This is a genomic window from Streptomyces sp. NPDC026515 (assembly GCF_055567595.1).
The window spans coordinates 669933-690500 of record NZ_JBVHQD010000001.1; the positions used below are offsets into that span (position 1 = coordinate 669933).

21 protein-coding genes are annotated in these 20568 nt (G+C 72.0%); 17 read left to right on the forward strand and 4 right to left on the reverse strand.

All coding sequences use genetic code 11. From position 1 onward, the window contains the following. From ACZ4O3_RS02865 to ACZ4O3_RS02935, 15 genes are all read left to right on the forward strand, one after another. A complete protein-coding gene (locus ACZ4O3_RS02865; protein WP_467720931.1) occupies positions 1 to 531 on the forward strand; it encodes a YbhB/YbcL family Raf kinase inhibitor-like protein in 531 nt (176 codons plus the stop codon). Between the two features lie 730 nt (positions 532 to 1261). Further along, entirely contained in the window at positions 1262 to 1915 is a 654-nt protein-coding gene (locus ACZ4O3_RS02870; protein ID WP_385000185.1) for a Crp/Fnr family transcriptional regulator, read from the forward strand. Between the two features lie 146 nt (positions 1916 to 2061). Next, positions 2062 to 2913, forward strand: coding sequence for a hypothetical protein (locus ACZ4O3_RS02875; RefSeq protein ID WP_467720932.1), 852 nt, complete (start codon positions 2062 to 2064; stop codon positions 2911 to 2913). Next, positions 2910 to 5123, forward strand: a complete 2214-nt coding sequence (locus ACZ4O3_RS02880) for a hypothetical protein (RefSeq protein WP_467720933.1) — start codon at positions 2910 to 2912, stop codon at positions 5121 to 5123. The genes ACZ4O3_RS02875 and ACZ4O3_RS02880 overlap by 4 nt, the downstream gene beginning before the upstream one ends. Beyond that, positions 5120 to 6241, forward strand: coding sequence for a hypothetical protein (locus ACZ4O3_RS02885; protein WP_467720934.1), 1122 nt, complete (start codon positions 5120 to 5122; stop codon positions 6239 to 6241). Before ACZ4O3_RS02880 ends, ACZ4O3_RS02885 begins: the two co-directional genes overlap by 4 nt. A 167-nt stretch (positions 6242 to 6408) precedes the next feature. Beyond that, positions 6409 to 7749 carry a protein phosphatase 2C domain-containing protein gene (locus tag ACZ4O3_RS02890; protein ID WP_467720935.1) on the forward strand — a complete coding sequence of 447 codons (1341 nt, stop codon included), beginning with the start codon at positions 6409 to 6411 and terminating at the stop codon, positions 7747 to 7749. Next, the gene (locus ACZ4O3_RS02895) at positions 7746 to 8864 is read left to right on the forward strand and encodes a hypothetical protein (RefSeq protein WP_362724386.1); all 1119 of its coding nucleotides are present in this window, start codon (positions 7746 to 7748) and stop codon (positions 8862 to 8864) included. The genes ACZ4O3_RS02890 and ACZ4O3_RS02895 overlap by 4 nt, the downstream gene beginning before the upstream one ends. A 49-nt stretch (positions 8865 to 8913) precedes the next feature. Continuing rightward, positions 8914 to 9591 (forward strand): vWA domain-containing protein, encoded by a 678-nt coding sequence (locus tag ACZ4O3_RS02900; RefSeq protein WP_362724384.1) that lies wholly within the window; start codon positions 8914 to 8916, stop codon positions 9589 to 9591. Between the two features lie 273 nt (positions 9592 to 9864). Continuing rightward, a complete protein-coding gene (locus ACZ4O3_RS02905; RefSeq protein ID WP_362724381.1) occupies positions 9865 to 10119 on the forward strand; it encodes a YkoF family thiamine-binding protein in 255 nt (84 codons plus the stop codon). Next, positions 10116 to 10484: a helix-turn-helix domain-containing protein gene (locus ACZ4O3_RS02910; RefSeq protein WP_362724378.1), complete on the forward strand. Its 369-nt coding sequence runs from the start codon at positions 10116 to 10118 to the stop codon at positions 10482 to 10484. The genes ACZ4O3_RS02905 and ACZ4O3_RS02910 overlap by 4 nt, the downstream gene beginning before the upstream one ends. A 145-nt stretch (positions 10485 to 10629) precedes the next feature. Then, positions 10630 to 11142: a 2-oxo-4-hydroxy-4-carboxy-5-ureidoimidazoline decarboxylase gene (gene uraD / locus ACZ4O3_RS02915; protein WP_385000138.1), complete on the forward strand. Its 513-nt coding sequence runs from the start codon at positions 10630 to 10632 to the stop codon at positions 11140 to 11142. 4 nt (positions 11143 to 11146) lie between these two features. Further along, a complete protein-coding gene (gene uraH, locus ACZ4O3_RS02920) occupies positions 11147 to 11536 on the forward strand; it encodes a hydroxyisourate hydrolase (RefSeq protein ID WP_362724373.1) in 390 nt (129 codons plus the stop codon). 4 nt (positions 11537 to 11540) lie between these two features. After that, entirely contained in the window at positions 11541 to 12464 is a 924-nt protein-coding gene (gene pucL, locus ACZ4O3_RS02925) for a factor-independent urate hydroxylase (RefSeq protein ID WP_467720936.1), read from the forward strand. Between the two features lie 115 nt (positions 12465 to 12579). Continuing rightward, positions 12580 to 13956 (forward strand): 8-oxoguanine deaminase, encoded by a 1377-nt coding sequence (locus ACZ4O3_RS02930; protein WP_467720937.1) that lies wholly within the window; start codon positions 12580 to 12582, stop codon positions 13954 to 13956. A 252-nt stretch (positions 13957 to 14208) separates the two neighbouring features. Continuing rightward, positions 14209 to 15597 (forward strand): nucleobase:cation symporter-2 family protein, encoded by a 1389-nt coding sequence (locus ACZ4O3_RS02935; protein ID WP_467720938.1) that lies wholly within the window; start codon positions 14209 to 14211, stop codon positions 15595 to 15597. A 16-nt stretch (positions 15598 to 15613) separates the two neighbouring features. Here ACZ4O3_RS02935 and ACZ4O3_RS02940 read toward each other — a convergent pair whose 3' ends face one another. After that, positions 15614 to 16408: a helix-turn-helix domain-containing protein gene (locus ACZ4O3_RS02940; RefSeq protein ID WP_467720939.1), complete on the reverse strand. Its 795-nt coding sequence runs from the start codon at positions 16406 to 16408 to the stop codon at positions 15614 to 15616. Between the two features lie 102 nt (positions 16409 to 16510). Here ACZ4O3_RS02940 and ACZ4O3_RS02945 point away from each other — a divergent pair, with 102 nt between their 5' ends. Continuing rightward, positions 16511 to 17365 carry an NAD(P)H-binding protein gene (locus ACZ4O3_RS02945; RefSeq protein ID WP_467720940.1) on the forward strand — a complete coding sequence of 285 codons (855 nt, stop codon included), beginning with the start codon at positions 16511 to 16513 and terminating at the stop codon, positions 17363 to 17365. A gap of 42 nt (positions 17366 to 17407) precedes the next feature. Here the strand turns inward: ACZ4O3_RS02945 and ACZ4O3_RS02950 are convergent, their stop codons facing one another. After that, entirely contained in the window at positions 17408 to 18853 is a 1446-nt protein-coding gene (locus tag ACZ4O3_RS02950) for an MFS transporter (RefSeq protein ID WP_467720941.1), read from the reverse strand. A gap of 133 nt (positions 18854 to 18986) precedes the next feature. On the opposite strand from ACZ4O3_RS02950, the gene ACZ4O3_RS02955 reads away from it, so the two are divergent. Beyond that, positions 18987 to 19388, forward strand: coding sequence for a winged helix-turn-helix transcriptional regulator (locus ACZ4O3_RS02955; RefSeq protein ID WP_362728518.1), 402 nt, complete (start codon positions 18987 to 18989; stop codon positions 19386 to 19388). Between the two features lie 29 nt (positions 19389 to 19417). Here the strand turns inward: ACZ4O3_RS02955 and ACZ4O3_RS02960 are convergent, their stop codons facing one another. Next, a complete protein-coding gene (locus ACZ4O3_RS02960) occupies positions 19418 to 19840 on the reverse strand; it encodes an acyl-CoA thioesterase (protein WP_362728520.1) in 423 nt (140 codons plus the stop codon). 71 nt (positions 19841 to 19911) lie between these two features. After that, complete coding sequence (locus ACZ4O3_RS02965; RefSeq protein ID WP_467720942.1) at positions 19912 to 20538, reverse strand: hypothetical protein; 627 nt, start codon at positions 20536 to 20538, stop codon at positions 19912 to 19914. Between the last annotated feature and the right edge of the window lie 30 nt (positions 20539 to 20568).

The window sequence follows — 20568 nt, forward strand, 5'->3', positions numbered from 1 at the left end:
ATGATCAAACCCTATGGCCCGTACGATTTCATGCCGGAGATCAGGACTTTCTCGGTGACCTCGCAGTCCGTGACCGACGGCGGCCGACTGGCCCGCGAGCAGGTGAGCGGCATCCTCGGAGCGGGCGGGATGGACGTCTCGCCGCAGCTGAGCTGGTCCGGTTTTCCCGAGGAGACGCGGAGTTTCACGGTGGCGATGTTCGACCCCGACGTGCCGACCGCCTCCGGCTTCTGGCACTGGGCGGTGGCCGACCTGCCCGCCTCCGTGACCGACCTCCCGGCCGGGGCGGGAGACGGCAGGGACCTGCCCGGCAACGCGATGACACTGGCCAACGACGCCGGCTACCGGAGATACCTCGGCCCGGCGACACCGCCGGGCAACGGCCCGGACCGGTACTTCCTCGTGGTGCACGCCGTCGCCGTCGAGGAACTGGGGGTGTCCGAGGCCTCGACCCCCGCCTCCATGGACTTCCTCCTGTTCAGCCGCGCGATCGCGAGAGCGACCATGTACGGCACCTTCGAGCGTTCCTAGGCCTGCCGTCCGGGCCTCCTCGGTCCCGGAGACGATCTTCTCGCCGCTCTCGACGTCCCCGTACGCGCGGAGCATGAGCGACGTCGTCGGCGCCGGCCTCGTCGGGCGGCAGCAGTTCCCCCGCCCATCGCGCACACCAGCGGCTTCGCCGCGCTGACGAAGGGCTCGTCCGCTTTTCGGCTCACCTGTCGCCGCCCCACGGTGACCCGGAGAGGGATCCGGGTGCCCCCGGCCTCCGCCAGCCGGACGGAGACGGCGCTGCGCGGTCAGCTGCCGGAGCCGGTCACCGTGGCCGGCCCGCGCGGCACCGGGCCGAACATCGGCCCGAGGTCGAGGTGGACGGCCCGGACGGCCTCCACCCCACCGCCCGCCTCCTGGAGATCAACGCCCGCCCGGACCGTCTCGACCTGCGCGACGGGAGGACATCCCGCGGGCCACCCGGCCGGAGCGACGGCTGCGGAGCCGCACAGGCGCGGCCGAGCCGCCGGGACTTCCTCGCGGACGTCTCGCCCTCCGTGAACCGCGGCCCGGCACCCGCAGGACGTCAGGGTCCGCCTCTCGCTCCGGGAAACGCCCCGCCGCACCGGAACCCGCCCCTACAGTGGTCGTCCCGGGCGTCAGCCTCAGCCGTGGCCGAGCGCCCGACCGGAACGGGGGAGGGGGAGTTCCTGTGCGGGACGACGTGTGTTCGGCGCCGGAGCCCGGATTACGTCGTGTGCCGGCGTTGCAGGTGTTCAGTCCGGAGCACCTGACCTTGCTGCGCGACGCGGGTGTGGTGGAGACCTGGCAGCACGGCGACGTGCTTCTGCGGCAGGGAGAACGAGCCGACCGCGCCATTCTGTTGCGCAAGGGCGTCGTCAAGGTCGTATCCGAGTCGGTGGGCGGCTACACGAGCCTGCTTGCCTTCCGGGGAGCCGGGGAACTGGTGGGCGAACTCGCCTGCATCGACGGCGGAACGCGCTCGGCATCTGTGATCGCGACGCAGGACGGGCACGGGGTCGCGGTGTCCGGCAGCAGGTTCGCCGCACTGCTGCGCGCCAACGGCGACCTCGGCCTGGCAGTACTCCGGAGCATCAGCGCACGCCTGCGGCACTCCGACGTCCAGCGTGAGGCGATGGGAGCCGAGCCCGCCGCGACGCGGGTGGCGCGGCTGCTCGTCGAGATGTCCGACCGGTACGGCGTGGACGCATCGGCCTGGGCGCCGACGGCACGGTCGGTGCGCATCACGCAGCACGAGTTGGCGAGCGCGGTGGGGACCTCCCGCGAGTCCGTCGTGCGGACCCTGCGCGAGCTGCAGTCCTGCGAACTGGTCGCCACCCGACGGGGCGTCATCGTGGTCCTGGACCCCGCTTCGCTCGCCATCTGGGAACCGGATCGGCCCTGACCGAAGCCAACTGCTCCCCAGTGGGTCATTTGATGCGGAAGAGGGGGCGGGGCTTCGGCTTACCTGGAGTGCGGCGGTCGTCGGAGCACAACGGGGGAAACCCGACGGCCGCCGTCCCGCGCAAACGAAGGAGAGGTGCGTCCGGCATGGACGGCAAACCGCGTTACTACCTCATCGTGGTCATCGACATCGAGCGATTCGGCCGCCGGACGGACCCCATGCAGCAATGGCTGAGGGAACAGCTCTACGCCGTCGTCGGCAAGGCGCTGGACCAGGCGGGGATCGGTACCGACGACATAGTTGCCACGAGCGACCGGGGGGACGGCTGCTTCCTCCTGCTACGGCCCTCCGTCTCCAAACTCGACCTGACGACCCGGTTCCTGGACGCCCTGCAGACCGGTCTGCGCGGTCACGCCCAGCGCGGCCACGAGGAGACCGCCTTGCGGTTGCGCGTCGCGCTGCACGCCGGTGAGGTGGCACAGGACAAGCACGGCTGGGTGGGCGAGGCGCTCAACACCGCCTGCCGGCTCGTCGACCTGGAGGTGCTGCGCACCACCCTCGCCGCGGCCTCCCGTTCCTGCCTGGCCCTCGCCGTGTCCGCGGACTGGCACGCCGCAGTCGTCCGCCACGACTACCCCGAGCTTCCGGCGTCCGGCTTCCGCGAACTGCCTTTCGTGGCCAAGGAGATCACCTCGCGCACCTGGCTGCGCGTCCCCGGCTACGACGAGCCCCCAGGCCTGGGCGGCGCTACGCCCCCGGCGTCCGGGCGCCCGGCGCCGCCCGCGCCCCGCCCTGCCACGGACACACCTGCCGCGGACTCCCAGGCCGTCGCCGCGGCCCCGGGCCCGTCTGCTCCGACCACTCCGACAGGCGGCCACCACGGCCCCTTCGCAGGCGCGGTCTTCCACAACCCGGGCCGGGTGTACGGCGGGAATCACTACGAGGGCGTCACACCGGACGAGGCGCACGCCGACACCGCCGGGAGGGATGAGGCATGAAGGAGGAGCCCGCGCAGGGGCCCGCCCAGAACAGCCCGGAGAACGCCTCCCCCGGACAGGACGGCGAGGTTGCGCCTCCCGTGTCCGCCGGCCCGGCGGAAACCACGGAGCTGGGCGTCGACGACATCCGTCGTGCCCTGTCGGCACGCGCGGCCCAGCCCGGTTCGACGGACGAACGCCTCGACGCGGAACGGGACGCCCGCTCCTACCTCTCGCGCTTCGCCCAGTCGCGGATCACCGGGGAGCGGGTGTACGGCGGGGATCACATCGAGGTACTCCTCGGCCAGGGCCGCCGCTCCGTCCGCGCCTACCAGCTGTCGGCCCAGGACGTCGACCTCGTCTCCTCGGCGTTCCTGCCTCCGGCCTCCTACGACGACCTCCTGCGCGACAGCGAGCCGTTCCGTGTGGTGCTGCTCAGTGGTGCCCGGGGCCACGGCAAGTACGCGGTGGCACAACGGCTGCTGCTGGAACGCGGCCACGCCATCCTGCAGTGCCTGGAGCCGGACGCCGACCTGACGCGACTCGACGAGTCGTCGCTGCGGCCCGGGCACGGCTACCTGCTCCAGGAACTCGGCCCCGACGGCACCGCCGCTCCGCTCACGGGCTTCGAACTCCACCGCCTCAACTCGGTGATGCTCGCCCGGAACTGCCGCCTGGTCATCACCCTGCGCGACGGTGTGCGCACGGCCGATCCCGAACTCGGCAAGCAGACCTTCCCGGTGAACGGGCCGCCCGCGCCGTGGGACGTCTTCGAGAGGCACCTGCGCTGGTGGCTCGGCCCGCAACGGACGAGACGCGCGGAGGAACTGCTGCGTGCCCCGGAGACGGCCACGCTCTTCACCGAGGCGCAGTCGGCCGGCACGTCGCTGGCCAGGGCGGCGGAGAACGCCCGTCTTCTCTCCGAGTCGTCGGCCGCACCGGCGGACGCCGTACGTCAGGTGCGGGAACACGGCTCGGTCCGCGACGCCGAGGAGTTCGAGAAGTGGTTCAACGGCCTGGATGACCTGCCCACCCAGTGCGTGGCCGTCGCCACGGCGGTCTTCGGCGGAGAGGCCTACGAGACGGTGTCCGCCCTCGCCACCTCGCTCGGGCGACGGCTCCAGCCACCGCCCACCGCCGAACACCCCGAACGCCCCCGCAACGAGGCGGTCGTCGCGACCCGTGCGACGCGGCTGCGCCGGCTCAACGCCTCGCTCGTCGGCGCACAGGTCGCGTCCCGGCACGGGGGCGTCCCCGCGAAGGTCGTGCGCTTCGACGACTCCCGAACGGCCGCCCGGGTCCTGCAGAACGTGTGGGAGGAATACGACATCCTGCGCCACGAGCTGCCGGGCTGGCTGAAGGCCTGCGCGGGCCACGAACTGGCCACCGTCCGGACCAGGGCAGCGGTCGCCGTCGGGTTTCTGGCCGAGCTGTCCTTCGACAGTCTGCGCACGGGTGTCCTGCAGCCCTGGGCCAGGAGCCCCGTGCGGGCGCTGCGCGAGGCCGCCGCGACGGCCCTCGTCATCGCCGCCGAGACTCCCGAACTCGCCGCGCCGGTAAGGGATCTGATTCAGGCGTGGGCGAGTGGTGACGCGGTCCTGAGGGCCACGGCGGCGCGTGCCTGGACCGCCCTGCGGCGCTCCGACGCGGGCAGCGCCGATGAGGCGGTCGCACTTCTGGACACGCTCGCGGCCACCGACAGCGCGGAGATCATCGAGGCGATCTGCCTGGGGGTCACCGAGTCGCTCGCCGCGACGGACGGTCATGAGGCGCGTGACGCCCTCCACCTGCTCCGGCACTGGATCTCCCGGCGTGACGTCCAGCGCCGGACCGTCGGGGAGCTGTCCTTCCTCTTCGCGGCGGCCGACCTGCTGGAGGACATGCCGGCCGACGGCGGCGGTACGCACCGACGATGGCCCAAGCTGCTGGCGCTGGCCACCCGCGACCCCGTCCACCAGCGGGACATCGCCCTGCTCTGGGACGCGGTGCTCCAGTCCCCGGAAACCTACGAGGCGGCCACCCAGGTCCTCACCGAATGGGCCCGCATGGTGGACGCGGACGCCGCGGGCCGCCGCGCACTGGCCCGGCTGCTGCACGCGGCGGCCCCGACCGACCGCAGCAGACGCTTCCTGCTGCGCCACGTCGCCACCTGGAACACACCCGACAGCCGTGCCGCCCGCAGCGCCGGGCAGATCCTGAGCCATTTCGACAGCAAAGGCAGCACACCATGACCATGTCCGATGCCGAGCAGCTGATCGCGGGCCCGTGGCCCGCCGGGATGGTGAACCGGGGCGAGACACCGCGGCCGGGGACGGCCCTCGTGTTCTCACTCGACACCGGCGAACCCGTCGTGGTGGACCGTCGGCCGTCCTTCTTCGAATCGTCGCGGTTCCACTACCGCTACGAGGTGGACATCACCGACCACCACACCAACTGGCACGACACCCTGCCGAGTCGGACCAGGGGGTTCGACTTCCAGGCCGAGATCAGCACCGCCTGGCGGGTCACTTCCCCCGACGCGGTGGTCAAACGCAGCCTCACCACCGTGGCCACGGCGGAGTCGCTGGTACGGGGAGTGCTCAATGATCTGCTGCGCCCTCTCACCCGGGGGTTCGACATCGAGGACGTCGCCCGTGCGGAGGACTCGGCGAACCGCTCCCTGCGCAGCCGTGAGCACCCCTTCGACGCCGGGCTGACGGTGTTCGCCTGCGCTGTCCGGCTCGGTCTGGACGAAACCGCCGAACGCCACCTTCGCCGGCATCGCGACCTGGCCTGGCAGCGAGAGCAAGCCGAGCTCACCCACCAGGTCAACCGGGTCCAGACGGAGGGCGAACAGGCGCTGACCTCACTGGTGGAGGAGCACGAGGCACGACGTATAGGGCAGCGGACCGCCGCGCTGCAGGCCGCCCAACGCGGTGAGGGCGGGCTCCTGATGCACCTCGTCGCCCAGGATCCCAGCCAGCTGCGCAGCATCCTCCAGGAGGTCGCCGCCAGGCAGGACATGGCACTGGAGCGGAAACAGGCCCTCCTGCGGGACCTCAAGGGCGACCTGCATCCCGCCGAGTACGCCGAGTGGGTCCAACGGTTCATGGGCGAGCCGATCCCCTATGCGGGCCCCGCGCTGGGCGGCGAGTCCTCCTCGCACCTTCCCCGGCCCCACACTCCCGCGCCCCTCGGCACACACAACGGTGCGCCCGGAACCTCCCCGCGCCCGGAACCCGCCACGGACACCGGAGGGCCGCAGCCGGAGGGATCAGGAAGCGGGGTCGTCAGCTGGAAACCGGTCGGCGGGCGACGCTCCTCGGCCCACGGCGACCGCAACCGCGGCGAAGAGGACGACAAGGGATGAACCAGGATCCCCTCGGTCACGACTACGGCCGCGAGCAGGGATACACGTACCCCTATGACCACGTACGGCCTCCCGGCGCGAAACCCGGGAGGCACAAGCCCGGCAGGCTGCCGGGCCGAGCACCGGTGGGCGCGACGGGCGGACAACCGCCCGGTGATCACCGGGGCATGTCGGCAGCACGCTGGCGTCCGACCGGTGTCATCCGCTGGGTCGTGACACTGGCGCTGGGCATTCTGGGAGGATTCATGGCAGGGCCCTACGGCGCGACTGCCGGGCTGGTCGTGGGAGCGGTCGCCGGCTTCCTCGCGGGCGAGGCGGTCAAGGCGGTCACTTCGCGAAAGCAGGATGAGCGGACGATGCCGGAAGGCGTCGCCGGCGGTCCCCGGCAGGACACCGGCCCTTCCGCCGTCTCCTCGTCCCCCGCGCCGGCCGCGCGGACCGGCGCCCCTGCCCCGGCCGGGGCCCAGTGGCACGGCACGACCACCCCGGCCCCGTGGCAGAGCCCCCCCTCTGCCGTGGGCGAGCGTCCGTCCACGGCCGCTCCTGCCGGCGAAGAAGACCGGATGGTGCCGACGCGGCCGACGGCGCAGCCGGCCGTCCCCGTGGTGCGCAAGCACGTGCCGTCCACGGCGACGTGGACCTGCCCGCCGCCCCCGGTGATGTACCAGCCGTCGCGCCTGGCCGAGCTGCCCTGGAGGCTGCCGCCTCAGCCGGCCCCGCCGGGGCTGGCGGCCGACTCCGCGCGGGTGGGGGATCTGGAGGTCCGCGCCGCCTCGGTGGTGGGACCCGGGCACCGGATCGACGAGACCCGGGCCGGCCCCCGGCAGGACTCCTACCGCATCGGCCGGGACGCCGCCGCACGGCATCTGGTCGTCGCGGTCGCGGACGGCATGTCCGACAGCAGCCACTCCGACACGGCGGCCGCCGTGGCCACCCTCTCCCTGGTCAACTCCCTGCGGCGCCAGCTCGACGAGGGTGTACCGCCGTTCCACCTCGATCACCACACCGCCTTTCTGGAGGCGGCGCAACAGGTCCACGCCATCGCCAGGCAGCGGCAGTGGTCCGCCGACAGCGTGCGCACCGTGGCCGTGGCGGCGGTCGTCCCCGCCGACACGCCACCGAACGGTGCCCGTGACATCTGGCTCGCCGGACTCGGCGACACCAGCGCCTGGGTGCGCGAGCCCCGCCGCTGGGCCCAGTTACTGGGGGAGAAGGAGCAGGGGCCCGACGCCGGACGGCTCCGCACCTACCTGCCGCACACCCCCGAGGCCGTCGAGCGCCGTCACCTCTCGCTCGGCCCCGGCCAGGCGCTGGTCCTGACCACCGACGGAGTGGGCGACGCGCTCACGGAACTGCCGCAGGCGCACGACTGGTTCCACCACCACTGGGCCGCCCCGGTCACCGCCCTGGACCTGCTGCTGCACATCAGTTACGACTCCCACCAGCGAAACGACGACCGGACCGCTGTCGTCGTCTGGACCCCGTCCGCGGACGGAGGGCGGTCATGAGGACCTGGTCGGACAACCCCTTCCCGGACGACATCCCGTTGTCCTCGGTCAAGCTCGCCGGAGACAATCTGGGCGCGGGCGGCCAGGCGCACACGGTGGAGCGCCTGGCCGACCATCCCGGCTGGGTCGCCAAGCTGTACAAGTCGCCCATGGGCCCGCAGGAGGCGGTCACGCTGGGCCGCCTCGTGAAGCTGCCCCGGTCGATGACGGAGGCGGACCGCGCGACGCTGGACCGCGGTGCGGCCTGGCCGGTCTCGCGTATCACGGACGGGAGCCGGACCGTCGGTGTCGTCATGGCCGAGGCACCCGCCCGTTTCTACGTGCCGTTCAATCTCCGCGGAGGGCGGCGCAGTGGGCCGCGGGAACTCCAACTCGACCATCTGGTGAAGGACTCGGCCTACCTTGAGGACATCGGGGTGCGGCCGCCCACGCGCCAGCGCAGGCTGGAGATCGCCTGCCGGTTCCTGGAGCTGGGCGCCGTCCTGGAACGGCACGATGTCGTCTACGGCGACTGGTCCTACCGCAACGCGCTGTGGGACCAGGACAGCGACTCGGTGTACCTGCTCGACATGGACTCCTGCGGCATAGGCACCCGGCCGTGGATCGCGTCGCCCGACTGGAGCGATCCGGCGTTCCCCGAAGGTACCCCGCTGACCGTCCCGACCGACCGGTACCGGATGGCGCTGCTCACCCTGCGCTGCATCACCGGCGCGCGGGGTGAACCGCTGGAGAGTCTCAGCAGGCTGGAGCGGGACTGGCCGGCGAGCGACACCTTCCCGGGGCTTCTCCGGCAGGCACTCGACCGCGGCGATCTGCGGCAGCGTCCCGGGACGGCGACGCTGCTGAAGGCGTTGCGGAGTCCGGGTGGTACCGGGTCTCAGACGGACGTCGCGCCGGGCAGCAACGTCACCGGCTTCCGCCCGGTACGCCACCGTCCGGCACCGCAGACCGCGGGCGGGACGGCCACTGCGGCCGCGCCGCCCACCCCGCGTCCGGCGCCGCAGCCTCAACCGTCACCGGCGGGGGACGCCAAGGGCGTGCTCGTCGGCTGTGGCGTCCTCGTCCTGGCCCTCCTCGCGTTGATCGTCGTCCTGTTCTTCGTCGTGTGGACGTGACCCGTCCCGTACCCACGCCATGTCACCAGGCATCTCGCAAAGGATCATCATGAGTTACGCACCGTCGTCCGGCCTGCCCATGTACGTGGTGCTGGACACCTCGGGCTCCATGCAGAAGTCCGAGCACCTGCTCAACCAGACGCTGGAGACGATCTACGACACCATCGACACGACACCCCAGGTCAAGGAGTTCGTCCACCTGTCGGTGCTGTCGTTCAACAGCCGGCCCCATGTCGTCACCCAGATGACGGACTTCGACGACGTGAACCATCTGCCCACGGTCACGTGTTCCGGGCGCACCAATTTCGGCCCGATGTTCCAGCTGGTGCGCACCCGGATCGAGGCGGATGTGCCCGCCCTGGTCGACAAGGGAGTCCGCGTGCTGCGGCCCGTCGTCTTCATCCTCACGGACGGCATCCCCACGGACAAGGACGATCTGCCGAGCGACCCCTGGGAGAACCATCTGGACGACCTGCTGGACCCCCAGTGGAAGACCAGGCCCCACATCATCGCCTACGGCTTCGGCAACGCCCGCGAACAGGTGATCAAGAGGATCGCCACCGTGGCGGCCTTCGTGGCCGAGAAGTCGGACGACAACACATCAGCCCTGCGGAACGCGCTGATCAGCTTCCTGCACTCCATGGTCGCTTCCGCCGCCAGCCGCAGACTCGAAGTACCGGAACAGGTCAAGGGCTACCGAACGGTTCCCCTCGACTACGTGGACTGACCACCGCCCGTCCGTTCGCACGAGCGAGGCGGGGGACGGGCCCGTCCCCCGCCTCGCTTCCGCGCCCGCGGAGTCGTCGCGCAACGATGCTGATCGCCGAGGGCGAGTCCGTTAAGGTCGTCTCGGAGCGACTGGGGCACACGGAGCCGGAGCGGCAGACCAGGTTGCGGTGGACCGCGTGGTCGGCGCCTTGGCCGGCGACGCGCCCCGGATGTGCCCTCTCGGTCGGCAGAGTGAGAGACGCGCAGGTCAGAGCGGTGCCATGGGGGCGCAATGCGATTGAGAGTGGAGTTCACGACCGAGCCCTTCGATCTGGACGAGGCACCCGCGCACGCGCTGGTCGCCCGTGAGGTCATCGAGGGTGCTCAGCTGGACGCGGTGGACGTCGGGCCGTTCGGGAACACGGCCGAGGGCGGCACCGACGCCGTGCTCACCGCCGTGGACGCGCTGCTGCGCAGGACCCTGGAGGCCGGGGCCACCCGGATCTCGCTCCAGGTCAACGTGGTGGGGGAGGACGGCGACAAGTGACCGGAAACGCGGACGAGCCCTTCATCACCGCGGTGAAGCCGCTGGTCGACGCCATGGGCGGGGAGCTGCTGCCGCCCGACGAGGCCGGCGCCGACGATGTCGTGCTCGCCTGGGAGGGCGTCGACGTGGTCGCCGTACGGCTGCCCCAGCTCGCCGACTCGCTCGACCACATCCTGGCTGCCATGGAGCGCAAGCAGGGCAAGCCGCTGGCCGACCTGGACCGCAAGGCGAAGCAGGAGGTCGTGCGCATACTGGAGGCGCGGGGCGCCTTCTCCGTACGGCACGGTGTGGAGACCGTGGCGGGCGCGCTGGGCGTGAGCCGCTTCACCGTCTACAACTACCTCAACCGCGACAAGGAGAGCTGAGCGGCGGGTCCCGGGAGCCTGCGCAGTGGCCCCCGGGGCGTTGTTACGCGGAATTTTCAACAAAGTGTTGACGCCGGGTTCCGGAGGGCGTTAGCTAACGGCAGCCCGTTCAGCACGAAGGCCGCCTACGGCCACGGAGGCTCCCGTGACGTCGACTTCCACGCCCCCGGGTCTGGCCCGGTTCAATGATCTGGAGGAGCAGGCGGCGTTCGCCGCCCTCCACGAGGCGTGCGCCTCCACCGCGTGGGCCCGGCGACTGCTCGCCGCCCGCCCCTACGCCTCCCCTCAGGCCCTCTACTCCGCCAGTGACGCGGCGATGGCCGTGCTCGGTCCCGCCGACCTGGCGGAGGCCATGGCCGGGCACCCGCCGATCGGCCGCCCCAAGCCGGGCGATCCGGCCTCGGCCCGGGAACAGTCCGGCATGGCCGGTGCCGCCGAGACGCTCAAGGCGGAGATGCTCGAACTCAACCTGGCGTACCAGGAGAGGTTCGGCCATGTCTTCCTGATCTGTGCCACCGGCCGCGGCGCCGAGGAGATGCGGGACGCGGTCAAGGAGCGGATCGGCAACGCGCCCGAGCGGGAGCGGGAGATCGTCCGCACCGAACTGGGCAAGATCAACCGTATCCGGCTCGCCCGACTCGTCGCAGAGGACGCCTGACGCCATGAGCACCAGCACCACCGCCTCCGTGTCCACCCACATCCTGGACACCTCGCTCGGCCGCCCCGCCGAGGGTGTGGCCGTCCAGCTGTCCGCCCGCCGGGGCCGCGAGGCCGGCTGGCGGGCGCTCGGCGGGAGCGCGACCGACGCGGACGGCCGGTGCAAGGACCTGCCGGCGCCGCCGGAGGGAACCACCCACGTACGGCTCGACTTCGCCGTGGAGCCGTATTTCGAGAAGAAGCAAGCCGATGCGCAGCAGGACGCCCCCGCGAATCGGGACAGCGATACGTTTTTTCCAGAGGTAGCGATCACCTTCGCCGTCAGGCCCGGCGAGCACTACCACGTACCGCTGCTGCTCAACCCGTTCGGCTACTCCGTTTACCGAGGGAGCTAGCTACATGCCCACCATCCTGGGACAGAACCAGTACGGCAAGGCCGAGAACCGGGTCGTGAAGATCACGCGGGACGGTGCCACCCACCACATCAAGGACCTGAACGTGTCGGTGTCGCTCTCCGGCGACATGGACGAGGTCCACTACTCCGGTTCCAACGCCCACGTCCTGCCGACCGACACCACCAAGAACACGGTGTTCGCGTTCGCCAAGGAGCACGGCATCGAGTCGGCCGAGCAGTTCGGCATCCACCTGGCCCGGCACTTCGTGTCCAGCCAGGAGCCGATCCGCACGGCCCGGATCCGGATCGAGGAGTACGCCTGGGAGCGCATCGAGGCCTCCGGCGCCAGCTCCCGGTTCGTCGGCGCGGACGAGGTGAAGCACTCGTTCGTGCGCAAGGGCCAGGAGACCCGGCTGACGCAGATCACGTACGACGGTGAGTCGTGGGAGGTCGTCTCCGGCCTCAAGGACCTCGTCGTGATGAACTCGACCAACTCCGAGTTCTGGGGCTTCGTCAAGGACAAGTACACGACGCTCCCCGAAGCGTACGACCGGATCCTCGCCACCCAGGTCTCCGCCCGCTGGCGGTTCAACTGGACCGACGACGAGCAGAAGATGCCCCACTGGGAGAAGTCCTACGAGCAGACCCGCAAGCACCTGCTCCAGGCCTTCGCCGAGACGTACTCGCTCTCGCTCCAGCAGACGCTGTACCAGATGGGCTCGCGCGTCATCGACAACCGCGGCGAGATCGACGAGGTCCGCTTCTCGCTGCCGAACAAGCACCACTTCCTCGTCGATCTGGAGCCGTTCGGCCTCAAGAACGACAACGAGGTCTACTACGCCGCCGACCGGCCCTACGGCCTGATCGAGGCGACCGTCCTGCGGGACGGCTGTACGGCGAAGATCCCGGTGGACCTCACCAACCTCTGATCCCCCCTTCTCGGCACCCGCGGCCGGTGACGCCCCGCGTTCCGGCCGCGGCACTCAAATCCCCGGGGTCCTGCCGTGCCCTCACCACGAGTCCGCTGAGCGAAAAGGACGAACCATGGCAGCAGACCGGCGCACCGTCATCGAGAACTGTTCGATCGCGACCGTCGACGCGCACGACACCGAGTACCGGGACGGGTACGTCGTCATCGCCGGCAACCGCATCGAGTCGCTCGGCGCGGGCAGGGCGCCCGAGGGCCTGGAGAACGTCGTACGCCGTATCGACGCGACCGGTCACCTGGTGACGCCCGGCCTGGTCAACACCCACCACCACTACTACCAGTGGATCACCCGGGGCCTGGCCACCGACCACAACCTCTTCAACTGGCTTGTCGCGCTGTACCCGACCTGGGCGCGCATCGACGAGCCGATGGTGTACGCGGCCGCCCAGGGTTCGCTCGCGATGATGGCCCGCGGCGGTGTCACCACCGCGATGGACCATCACTACGTCTACCCGAAGGACTCCGGTGACCTCTCCGGCGCCATCATCCGCGCCGCCCGCGAGACCGGCGTCCGCTTCACCCTCGCCCGCGGCTCCATGGACCGCAGCGAGAAGGACGGCGGCCTGCCCCCGGACTTCGCCGTCGAGACCCTCGAAGGAGCCCTCGCCGCCACCGAGGCGACCGTCAAGGAGCACCACGACCCCTCCTTCGACGCCATGACCCAGGTGGCCGTCGCGCCCTGCTCGCCGTTCTCCGTCTCCACCGAACTCCTGCGCCAGGGCGCCGAGTTGGCACGCCGTCTCGGAGTACGGCTGCACACCCACGGCTCGGAGACCGTCGAGGAGGAGCAGTTCTGCAAGGAGCTGTTCGGGATGGGTCCGACCGACTACTTCGAGTCCACCGGCTGGCTCGGCGAGGACGTGTGGATGGCGCACTGCGTCCACATGAACGACTCCGACATCGCGGCCTTCGCCCGCACGAAGACCGGTGTCGCCCACTGCCCGTCGTCCAACGCCCGCCTGGCGGCCGGCATCGCCCGCGTCCCCGACATGCTCGCCGCCGGCGTCCCGGTAGGCCTCGGCGTCGACGGCGCCGCGTCCAACGAGTCCGGCGAACTCCACACCGAACTGCGCAACGCGCTGCTGATCAACCGCCTCGGCGCGCACCGGGAAGCCGCCCTGGACGCCCGCCAGGCGCTGCGCCTGGGCACCTACGGCGGCGCCCAGGTCCTGGGCCGGGCGGACCAGATCGGTTCGCTGGAACCCGGCAAGCTGGCCGACCTGGTGCTCTGGAGGATGGACACCCTCGCCCACGCCTCCATCGCCGACCCGGTCGCCGCCCTGGTCCTGGGCGCGGCCGCCCCGGTCACGGCCTCCTTCGTGAACGGCCGTCAGATCGTCGAGGCGGGCCGCCTCCTGCACGTCGACGAGGACGCGATCGCCCGCGCCACGCGGGCCGAGGCCCAGCGGCTGGCACGCGTCGCCGCACAGTAACTCCCCCTCGCCGTACCGCCCGTGTGAGGTACGGCCATCCAGCTCCGGTCGGGAGGGACGGCTCCCGGCCGGCAGCCGTGGACCCCATCCGGGCCCACGGCGGCCGTCTCCTGGGCGCGTGCTTCCTCGCGCGCGCCCAGGAACGGTCCCCCGCCCCCGTCCTCCCCGTCCCACTCGGTCCCGCACGACCGACACGCACCTCCCTGAAACCCGCGTCAGAGCCGACGCGTACCCGACCGGAGGAGAGCCGCCGTGTCCTCGCACCCCGTCGACGAGAAACTTCCGCCCCTGAAAATGGCCACCACGGGCCTGCAGCACGTGGCCGCCATGTACGCCGGAGTCGTCGCCCCGCCCCTGATCGTCGGCGCGGCCATCGGCCTGACCGGCACCGAACTGACCTTCCTCACCGGCGCCTGTCTCTTCACCGCGGGCCTCGCCACCTTCCTGCAGACCCTCGGCATCTGGAAGATCGGCGCCCGGCTGCCCTTCGTCAACGGCGTCACCTTCGCCGGGGTCGCCCCGATGACGGCGATCGCCGCCTCCACCCACGACAAGTCCGACGCCCTGCCGGTCATCTTCGGCGCGGTGATCGTCGCGGGCCTCCTCGGGTTCCTCGCCGCGCCCTTCTTCGGCAAGGCGGTCCGCTTCTTCCCGCCCGTCGTCACCGGCACGGTCATCACCCTGATCGGCGTCTCCCTGCTCCCGGTGGCCTTCGGCTGGGCGCAGGGCCCCGACCCGGCGGCGCACGACTACGGCGCGGCCAAGTACCTGGGCCTGGCAGCCGCGACCCTCCTCGTGGTCCTGCTCCTGCGCCGCTTCACCCGGGGGTTCGTCAAACAGATCGCCGTGCTGATCGGCCTGGTCGCCGGCACGGCCGTCGCCCTGCCCTTCGGCGTCACGGACTTCGGCCCGGTCGTGGACGCGGACGTCATCGGCTTCCCGGCCCCCTTCCACTTCGGCGCCCCGCAGTTCCACGTCGCCGCGGTCCTCTCCATGTGCGTGGTGATGGTGGTCTCGATGACCGAGTCGACCGCGGACATGCTGGCGCTCGGTGAGATCGTCGAACGCCCCGCGGACGGGCGGACGATCGCGGCCGGACTGCGCGCCGACACCCTCGGGTCGGCGATCAGCCCGCTCTTCAACGGGTTCATGTGCAGCGCCTTCGCCCAGAACATCGGCCTGGTGGCGATGACCCGTATCCGCAGCCGGTTCGTGGTCGCGGTCGGCGGCGGCCTCCTCGTACTGATGGGCCTGTGCCCGATGGCCGCCTCGCTGATCGCCGTCGTACCCCGGCCGGTGCTGGGCGGCGCGGGCGTGGTGCTCTTCGGCTCGGTGGCCGCCAGCGGCATCCAGACCCTGGTCAAGGCCGGCCTGGAGAAGGACGAGAACGTCCTGGTCGTCGCCGTCTCGCTCGCCGTCGGCATCGTCCCGATCACCTCGCCGGACTTCTACCACGCCTTCCCGGAGACGGCCCGGATCGTCCTGGACTCGGGCATCTCGACGGGCTGTGTGGCGGCCGTACTGCTCAACCTCGTCTTCAACCACCTGGGGCGCCGGCGCGCGGAGGCGGACGGCCCGGCCGTCGAGGCGGCCGAGGTCCCGGCGGCACTGCCGCTCGTATCGCCTCGCCCGCTCCCGTAACGGTCCCGCGTCCGCCTCAGCCCCCGGCGCGGCTCGCGCGGCAGGGGCTGAGGGCGGGGAGCCGGCCGGTCAGGTACGAGCGGGGCGGGACGCCCATCAGCGCGCGGAAGTCGGTCGTCATGTGCGACTGGTCGAAGTAGCCGGTGGCGGCGGCCAGTTCCGACCAGCCCGCGCTGCCCGCCCGGGCGGCGAGGGTGCGGACGCGGTCGATACGGGCGTAGTGCTTGGGAGAGACCCCGACGCCGTCCGTGAACAGGTTCCGCAACTGGCGCTCGCTCACCGCCAGTTCCCGGGCCACGTCCCGCACCTGGGCGGGTGCCCGGTCCAGCCGCACCGACAGCGCCTCCACACCCGCGCGCAGGAGTGCCGTCCGGGCCGGATCGGTCCGCTCCGACAGCATCCCGGGCAGCACCTCGGCGATGCGGGGCAGCGCCTCCCACGGGTCCAGCCACCGCACCTCGCGCGCGAACCGGCGGGCCACCCCGCCGGGCAGGCCGGCCAGCGGCACCACCCGGCCGACCAGCCCCGCGGCCGGAACACCCAGCAGGGACCGGGCGGTTCCCGGCGCGAGGCGCAACTCCACACACGCGATGTGCGACTTGCCCGCGTGATAGGTGGCCCGTACCCGCGGACCGACGGCCAGGACGTCACGTCCCCCGTCCCCGGTCACCCGGAGCACCACCTTGGTCGCCGCGTCCGGCAGATGGACGAACGTCCCCTCCGGCGGCTCGGCGAAGGACATGGCCCGCACCTCGGCGATCCACGGGCGCAGCCCCTCGGGCGGGGCCGCAAGCAGCTGGGAGACGGTCATCGGCACCCTTCCACGGTAGGCGACCCGCGCCGCCGTCCGGGCCGGCCGGGCGTGCCGGAATTTCCAAGAGCCGGCAGCCCGGGCACGCTCATCGTGGACCGCATGATTCTGGTGACGGGTGCCACGGGCACCATCGGGAGTGACGTCGTACGACAACTGGCCGAGCGCGGTGCGAAGGTGCGTGCGCTCACCCGAGACCCCGCGAAGGCGCGGGTGCCCGCCGGGGTGGAGGTGGTCCGCGGGGACTACGGCGACCCCGCCTCCCTGGACGCGGCGCTGGCCGGCGCGACGGCGGCGTTCCTGCTCCGGCCGCCCGGCCCCGACGGGGGAGAGGACGCGGCGCTGGCCACCGCGGCGCGGAACGCGGGCGTGGCACGGCTGGTGAAACTCTCGGCCGTCTTCACCGGCGACTTCGCCTCCGGCCCGTCCGCGCGGTGGCACGTCGACGGCGAGCGGGCGGTACGGGACAGCGGACTCGCCTGGACGGTCCTGCAGCCGTCGTCGTTCGCCTCCAACACGCTTTCCTGGCTGGACGCGCTCCGGGCGGGGCAGCCGGTGCCCAACATGACCGGTGACGGTGGCTCGGGCGTGATCGACCCGCGTGACGTCGCCGAGGTGGCGGTCCGGGCCCTGCTCGACGCCGGGCACGCCGGGCGGACGTACGTCCTGACCGGTCCCGAGGTGATCAGCGTGCCCGGCCAGGCGGCGGTGCTCGCCGAGGTCCTCGGCCGGCCGGTCCCGACCCGGGACCTGTCCGTGGACGGGACCCGCGACTTCCTCCGCACGGCCTGGGGCATGGAGGGAAGCCGGGCGGAGGGCGTTCTGACCGGCCTGGCGTTCGTCCGCGCCGGAGGCAACGCGCTGGTCACCGAGGACGTGGCCGAGGTGCTGGGCCGCCCGGCCCGCACCTTCCGCAGCTGGGCCGCGGACAACGTGAGCCTCTTCGAGGCGAGTTGAGCGTCCCGGACCGGTACGGACCCAGGCGGCCGGGGCCGGGGATCACCGGCTGCGCGGTCGCAGTACCGCCGCCGCCAGCACCAGGGCGGTCACCGCGACCGCGGTGGCCGCGCGGAACGCCAGCCGGTAGCCCTCCGCGGTGGCGGGGACCAACTCCGCCCCCCGGGCGAGCAGCCCGCCCGTGCGACTCGCCGCCAGGGTGCCCAGTACCGCCAGCCCCAGCGAACCGCCCACCACCTGAGTGGTGTTGAACAGCCCGGACGCCAGACCCGCGTCCTCCTGGCGCGCCCCGGACATCGCCAGCCCGGTCAGGGCCGGCATCGCCGCGGCGAATCCGGCGGCGAGCAGCAGCAGCGGCGGCAGCACGTCGACGGGGTACGAAGCGGCGACCGGCATCCGGCTCAACAGGGCGGTCCCGGCCACGATCAGCACGAGACCGCCGAGCAGGACCCGGTACGCGCCGTAGCGGGTGATGGTCCGCGCGGACAGCCCCAGCATCAAGAGCCCGATGGCGACCGGAGCCGGCAGGAAGGCCGTACCGGTCGCCAACTCGCCGTATGCGAGGACACGCTGGAGATACAGCGCGCCGAGGAACTGGAAGCCGTACATCGTCGCGATCATCAGCACCTGTACGGCGTTGGCGCCGGCGAGCAGCCGGGAGCGCAGCAGCCGCAGGCGCAGCAGCGGGCGCCGGGCGCGCGCCTGGCGGAGGGCGAACCCCGTGAACAGGGAGACGGCCAGGGCCGCCAGGAGGAGGGTGGCCAGCGGCCCGCGGTGGCCGGCTCCGACGATGGCGTAGACCGTGAGCATCAGGGCGCCGGTGACCAGTGCGGCGCCCGGGAAGTCGGCGCCCTGACGCAGGCCGGTGCCCCGCTCGGGGGCGAGGATCCGAAGGGCCGCGAACCAGGCGGCCAGCCCGGTCGGCAGGTTGATGAGGAAGATCCAGTGCCAGCCCAGCGTCTGGGTGAGCGCCCCGCCCAGAAAGGTGCCGAGCGCGCCGCCCGCCGCGCCGACGGCGCTGAACACCGCGATGGCCCGTCCCTGTTCACGTGGCTCGGGGAAGAGAGCGACCAGCATGCCGAGGACCACCGCCGACGTCATCGCCCCGCCCGCGCCCTGCAGCGCCCGCGCCGCGATCAGCATGCCCTGCCCGGTCGCCACCGCGCACAGCAGGGAGGCGGCGGTGAACAGGGCGAGGCCCGTCGCGAACATCCGCTTGCGGCCCAGCAGGTCGCCGAGGCGCCCCGCCAGCAGGAGCAGTCCGCCGAAGGGGATCAGGTACGCGTTGACGACCCAGGCCAGCCCCGGGCCGCTGAACCCCAGGTCGCGCTGCATGGCCGGCATGGCCACCGTGACGATGTTGCCGTCCAGGACGGTCATCAGGGTCCCGGCGCACAGAACGGCGAGGGACGCCCAGCGGGGGTATGTTCGGGGGAGTGCCACCGGGGCCGCTGGTGTCGGCGTCGGTGTTCCGGTCGTGGTCGACATGGCCTCGGGCCTCCGCAATCGCCGAAGAAACTCACCGGACGGATGAGTCGGGAACCGATCGTGCACAAGGTGCATGACTTGTAACGGAGTTCATGGTGAGTGACCCTGGGGGGAGACGTAAGGAGGCAGCCAGATGTCCCAGAGGAACACCGGTGTGACCGTCCAGGTGGTGAACGCGGGAACGTGCCCCGTCCGCGAGGTTCTTGACAGGGTCGCCGGCAAATGGAGCGTCCAGATCCTGGTCGCGGCGTCGCACGGCCCCATCCGCTTCACCGAGCTGGAGCGCGGTATCGAGGGCATCAGCCGCCGGATGCTGACCCTGACCCTGCGCAACCTGGAGCGCGACGGGCTGGTCACCCGGACGGTGTATCCGACCGTGCCCCCGAAGGTGGAGTACTGCCTCACTCCGGTGGCCCTGGAACTGCACGAGACGCTGCAGCGGCTCACCGACTGGGCGGAGCGCAACCGCGGCTACGTCGCGCAGGCGCGGGCCGCCTACGACGCCGAGCACCAGCCGGAACTGCTCGACGCGTAGCCGGTGTCGCCGGGCGGCCCTCCTGACCCTCAGAGGCCGAACAGTTCCGGGGCCGAGGCGAGCTGTTCGAAGAGCTCGGCCGGGCGGTCGACGAGCCGCCTGGCCTCGAGGTCCAGCAGCCCGCCGACCGCGGTCACCTCGGCGGCCAGGGTGCCGTCCGCCTTGGTGATCGACTGGACCATCCGGAACGTCTTTCCCTCGCCCCACTCGAACACGCAGGTCACATCGACCTCGTCACCGGCGAGCAGTTCCCGCCGGTACCGGATGGTCGTCTCCAGAGCCACCGGGCCCACGCCATGCCCGACCAGCCCGGCCTGGGTGATGCCGGCGGCCTGGAGCAGCGACCAGCGGGCGTGCTCGGCGTAGTTGAGATACACCGCCTGGTTCAGATGGCCCTGCACGTCGGTCTCGTAGCCACGGACCGTGACGCGGACGGAATACGGTTCGCTCACGACTTCCCTTTCTCGTGCACGACGTCTCGTGTATGACGCACTGATCCTCTGCCGGCATCCTGGCACGGCCGTCACACGCGGCGCGGGGATGCCAGCAGATAGCGCGTTCGAGTCCGCGGCTGCGTGTACTCGCCGGTCTGCCACCCGGCCCGCTCCAGGGTGGCCGCGCAGGCCCGCAGCGGCTCGCCCGCCGGCGCGTACACGGCGACCGCCTCGGGCTGCGGGGTGGCCCGCACCCGGTAGCCGGCGGTCGCCGGTCCCTCGGGGGGATGTCCGGCCGCCTCCAGGGCGAGCGCGGCGGCCCGCACGAGATGCTTGCGCTCCCAGCCGCACGGGCGGTCCGTGGCGCCGTCGGGGTTGGTCATCCGGCGCAGCTCCAGGAGGCCCTGCCAGGCGCTGTGCACCTCGCGGGCCCGGCCGGGGCCGTCATCGGCGGCCTCCTCACCGCCGACCCGCGCGGCGAACACCCGGTCCGGCTCGGCCGGGGCCGGCGCCGGGGGCTGCGGAACGGCCGCCTCCTCGCGTACCCGATGCCCCGCGGGCGTCAGGAAGTGGTCGTGCGGCGGCCGCGGGTGCCGAAAGGCGAGCCCCCGCTTCACCAGCGCCGCCAACTGCGCCTCGGTACCCCGCAGCCGGCCGCTGACCGGATCCGCGGCGTCGATGACCCGCCGCTGCGCGGCGGACGGCGGACGGCTCACAGCGCACCCCTCCCACACACCTGCCCCGAC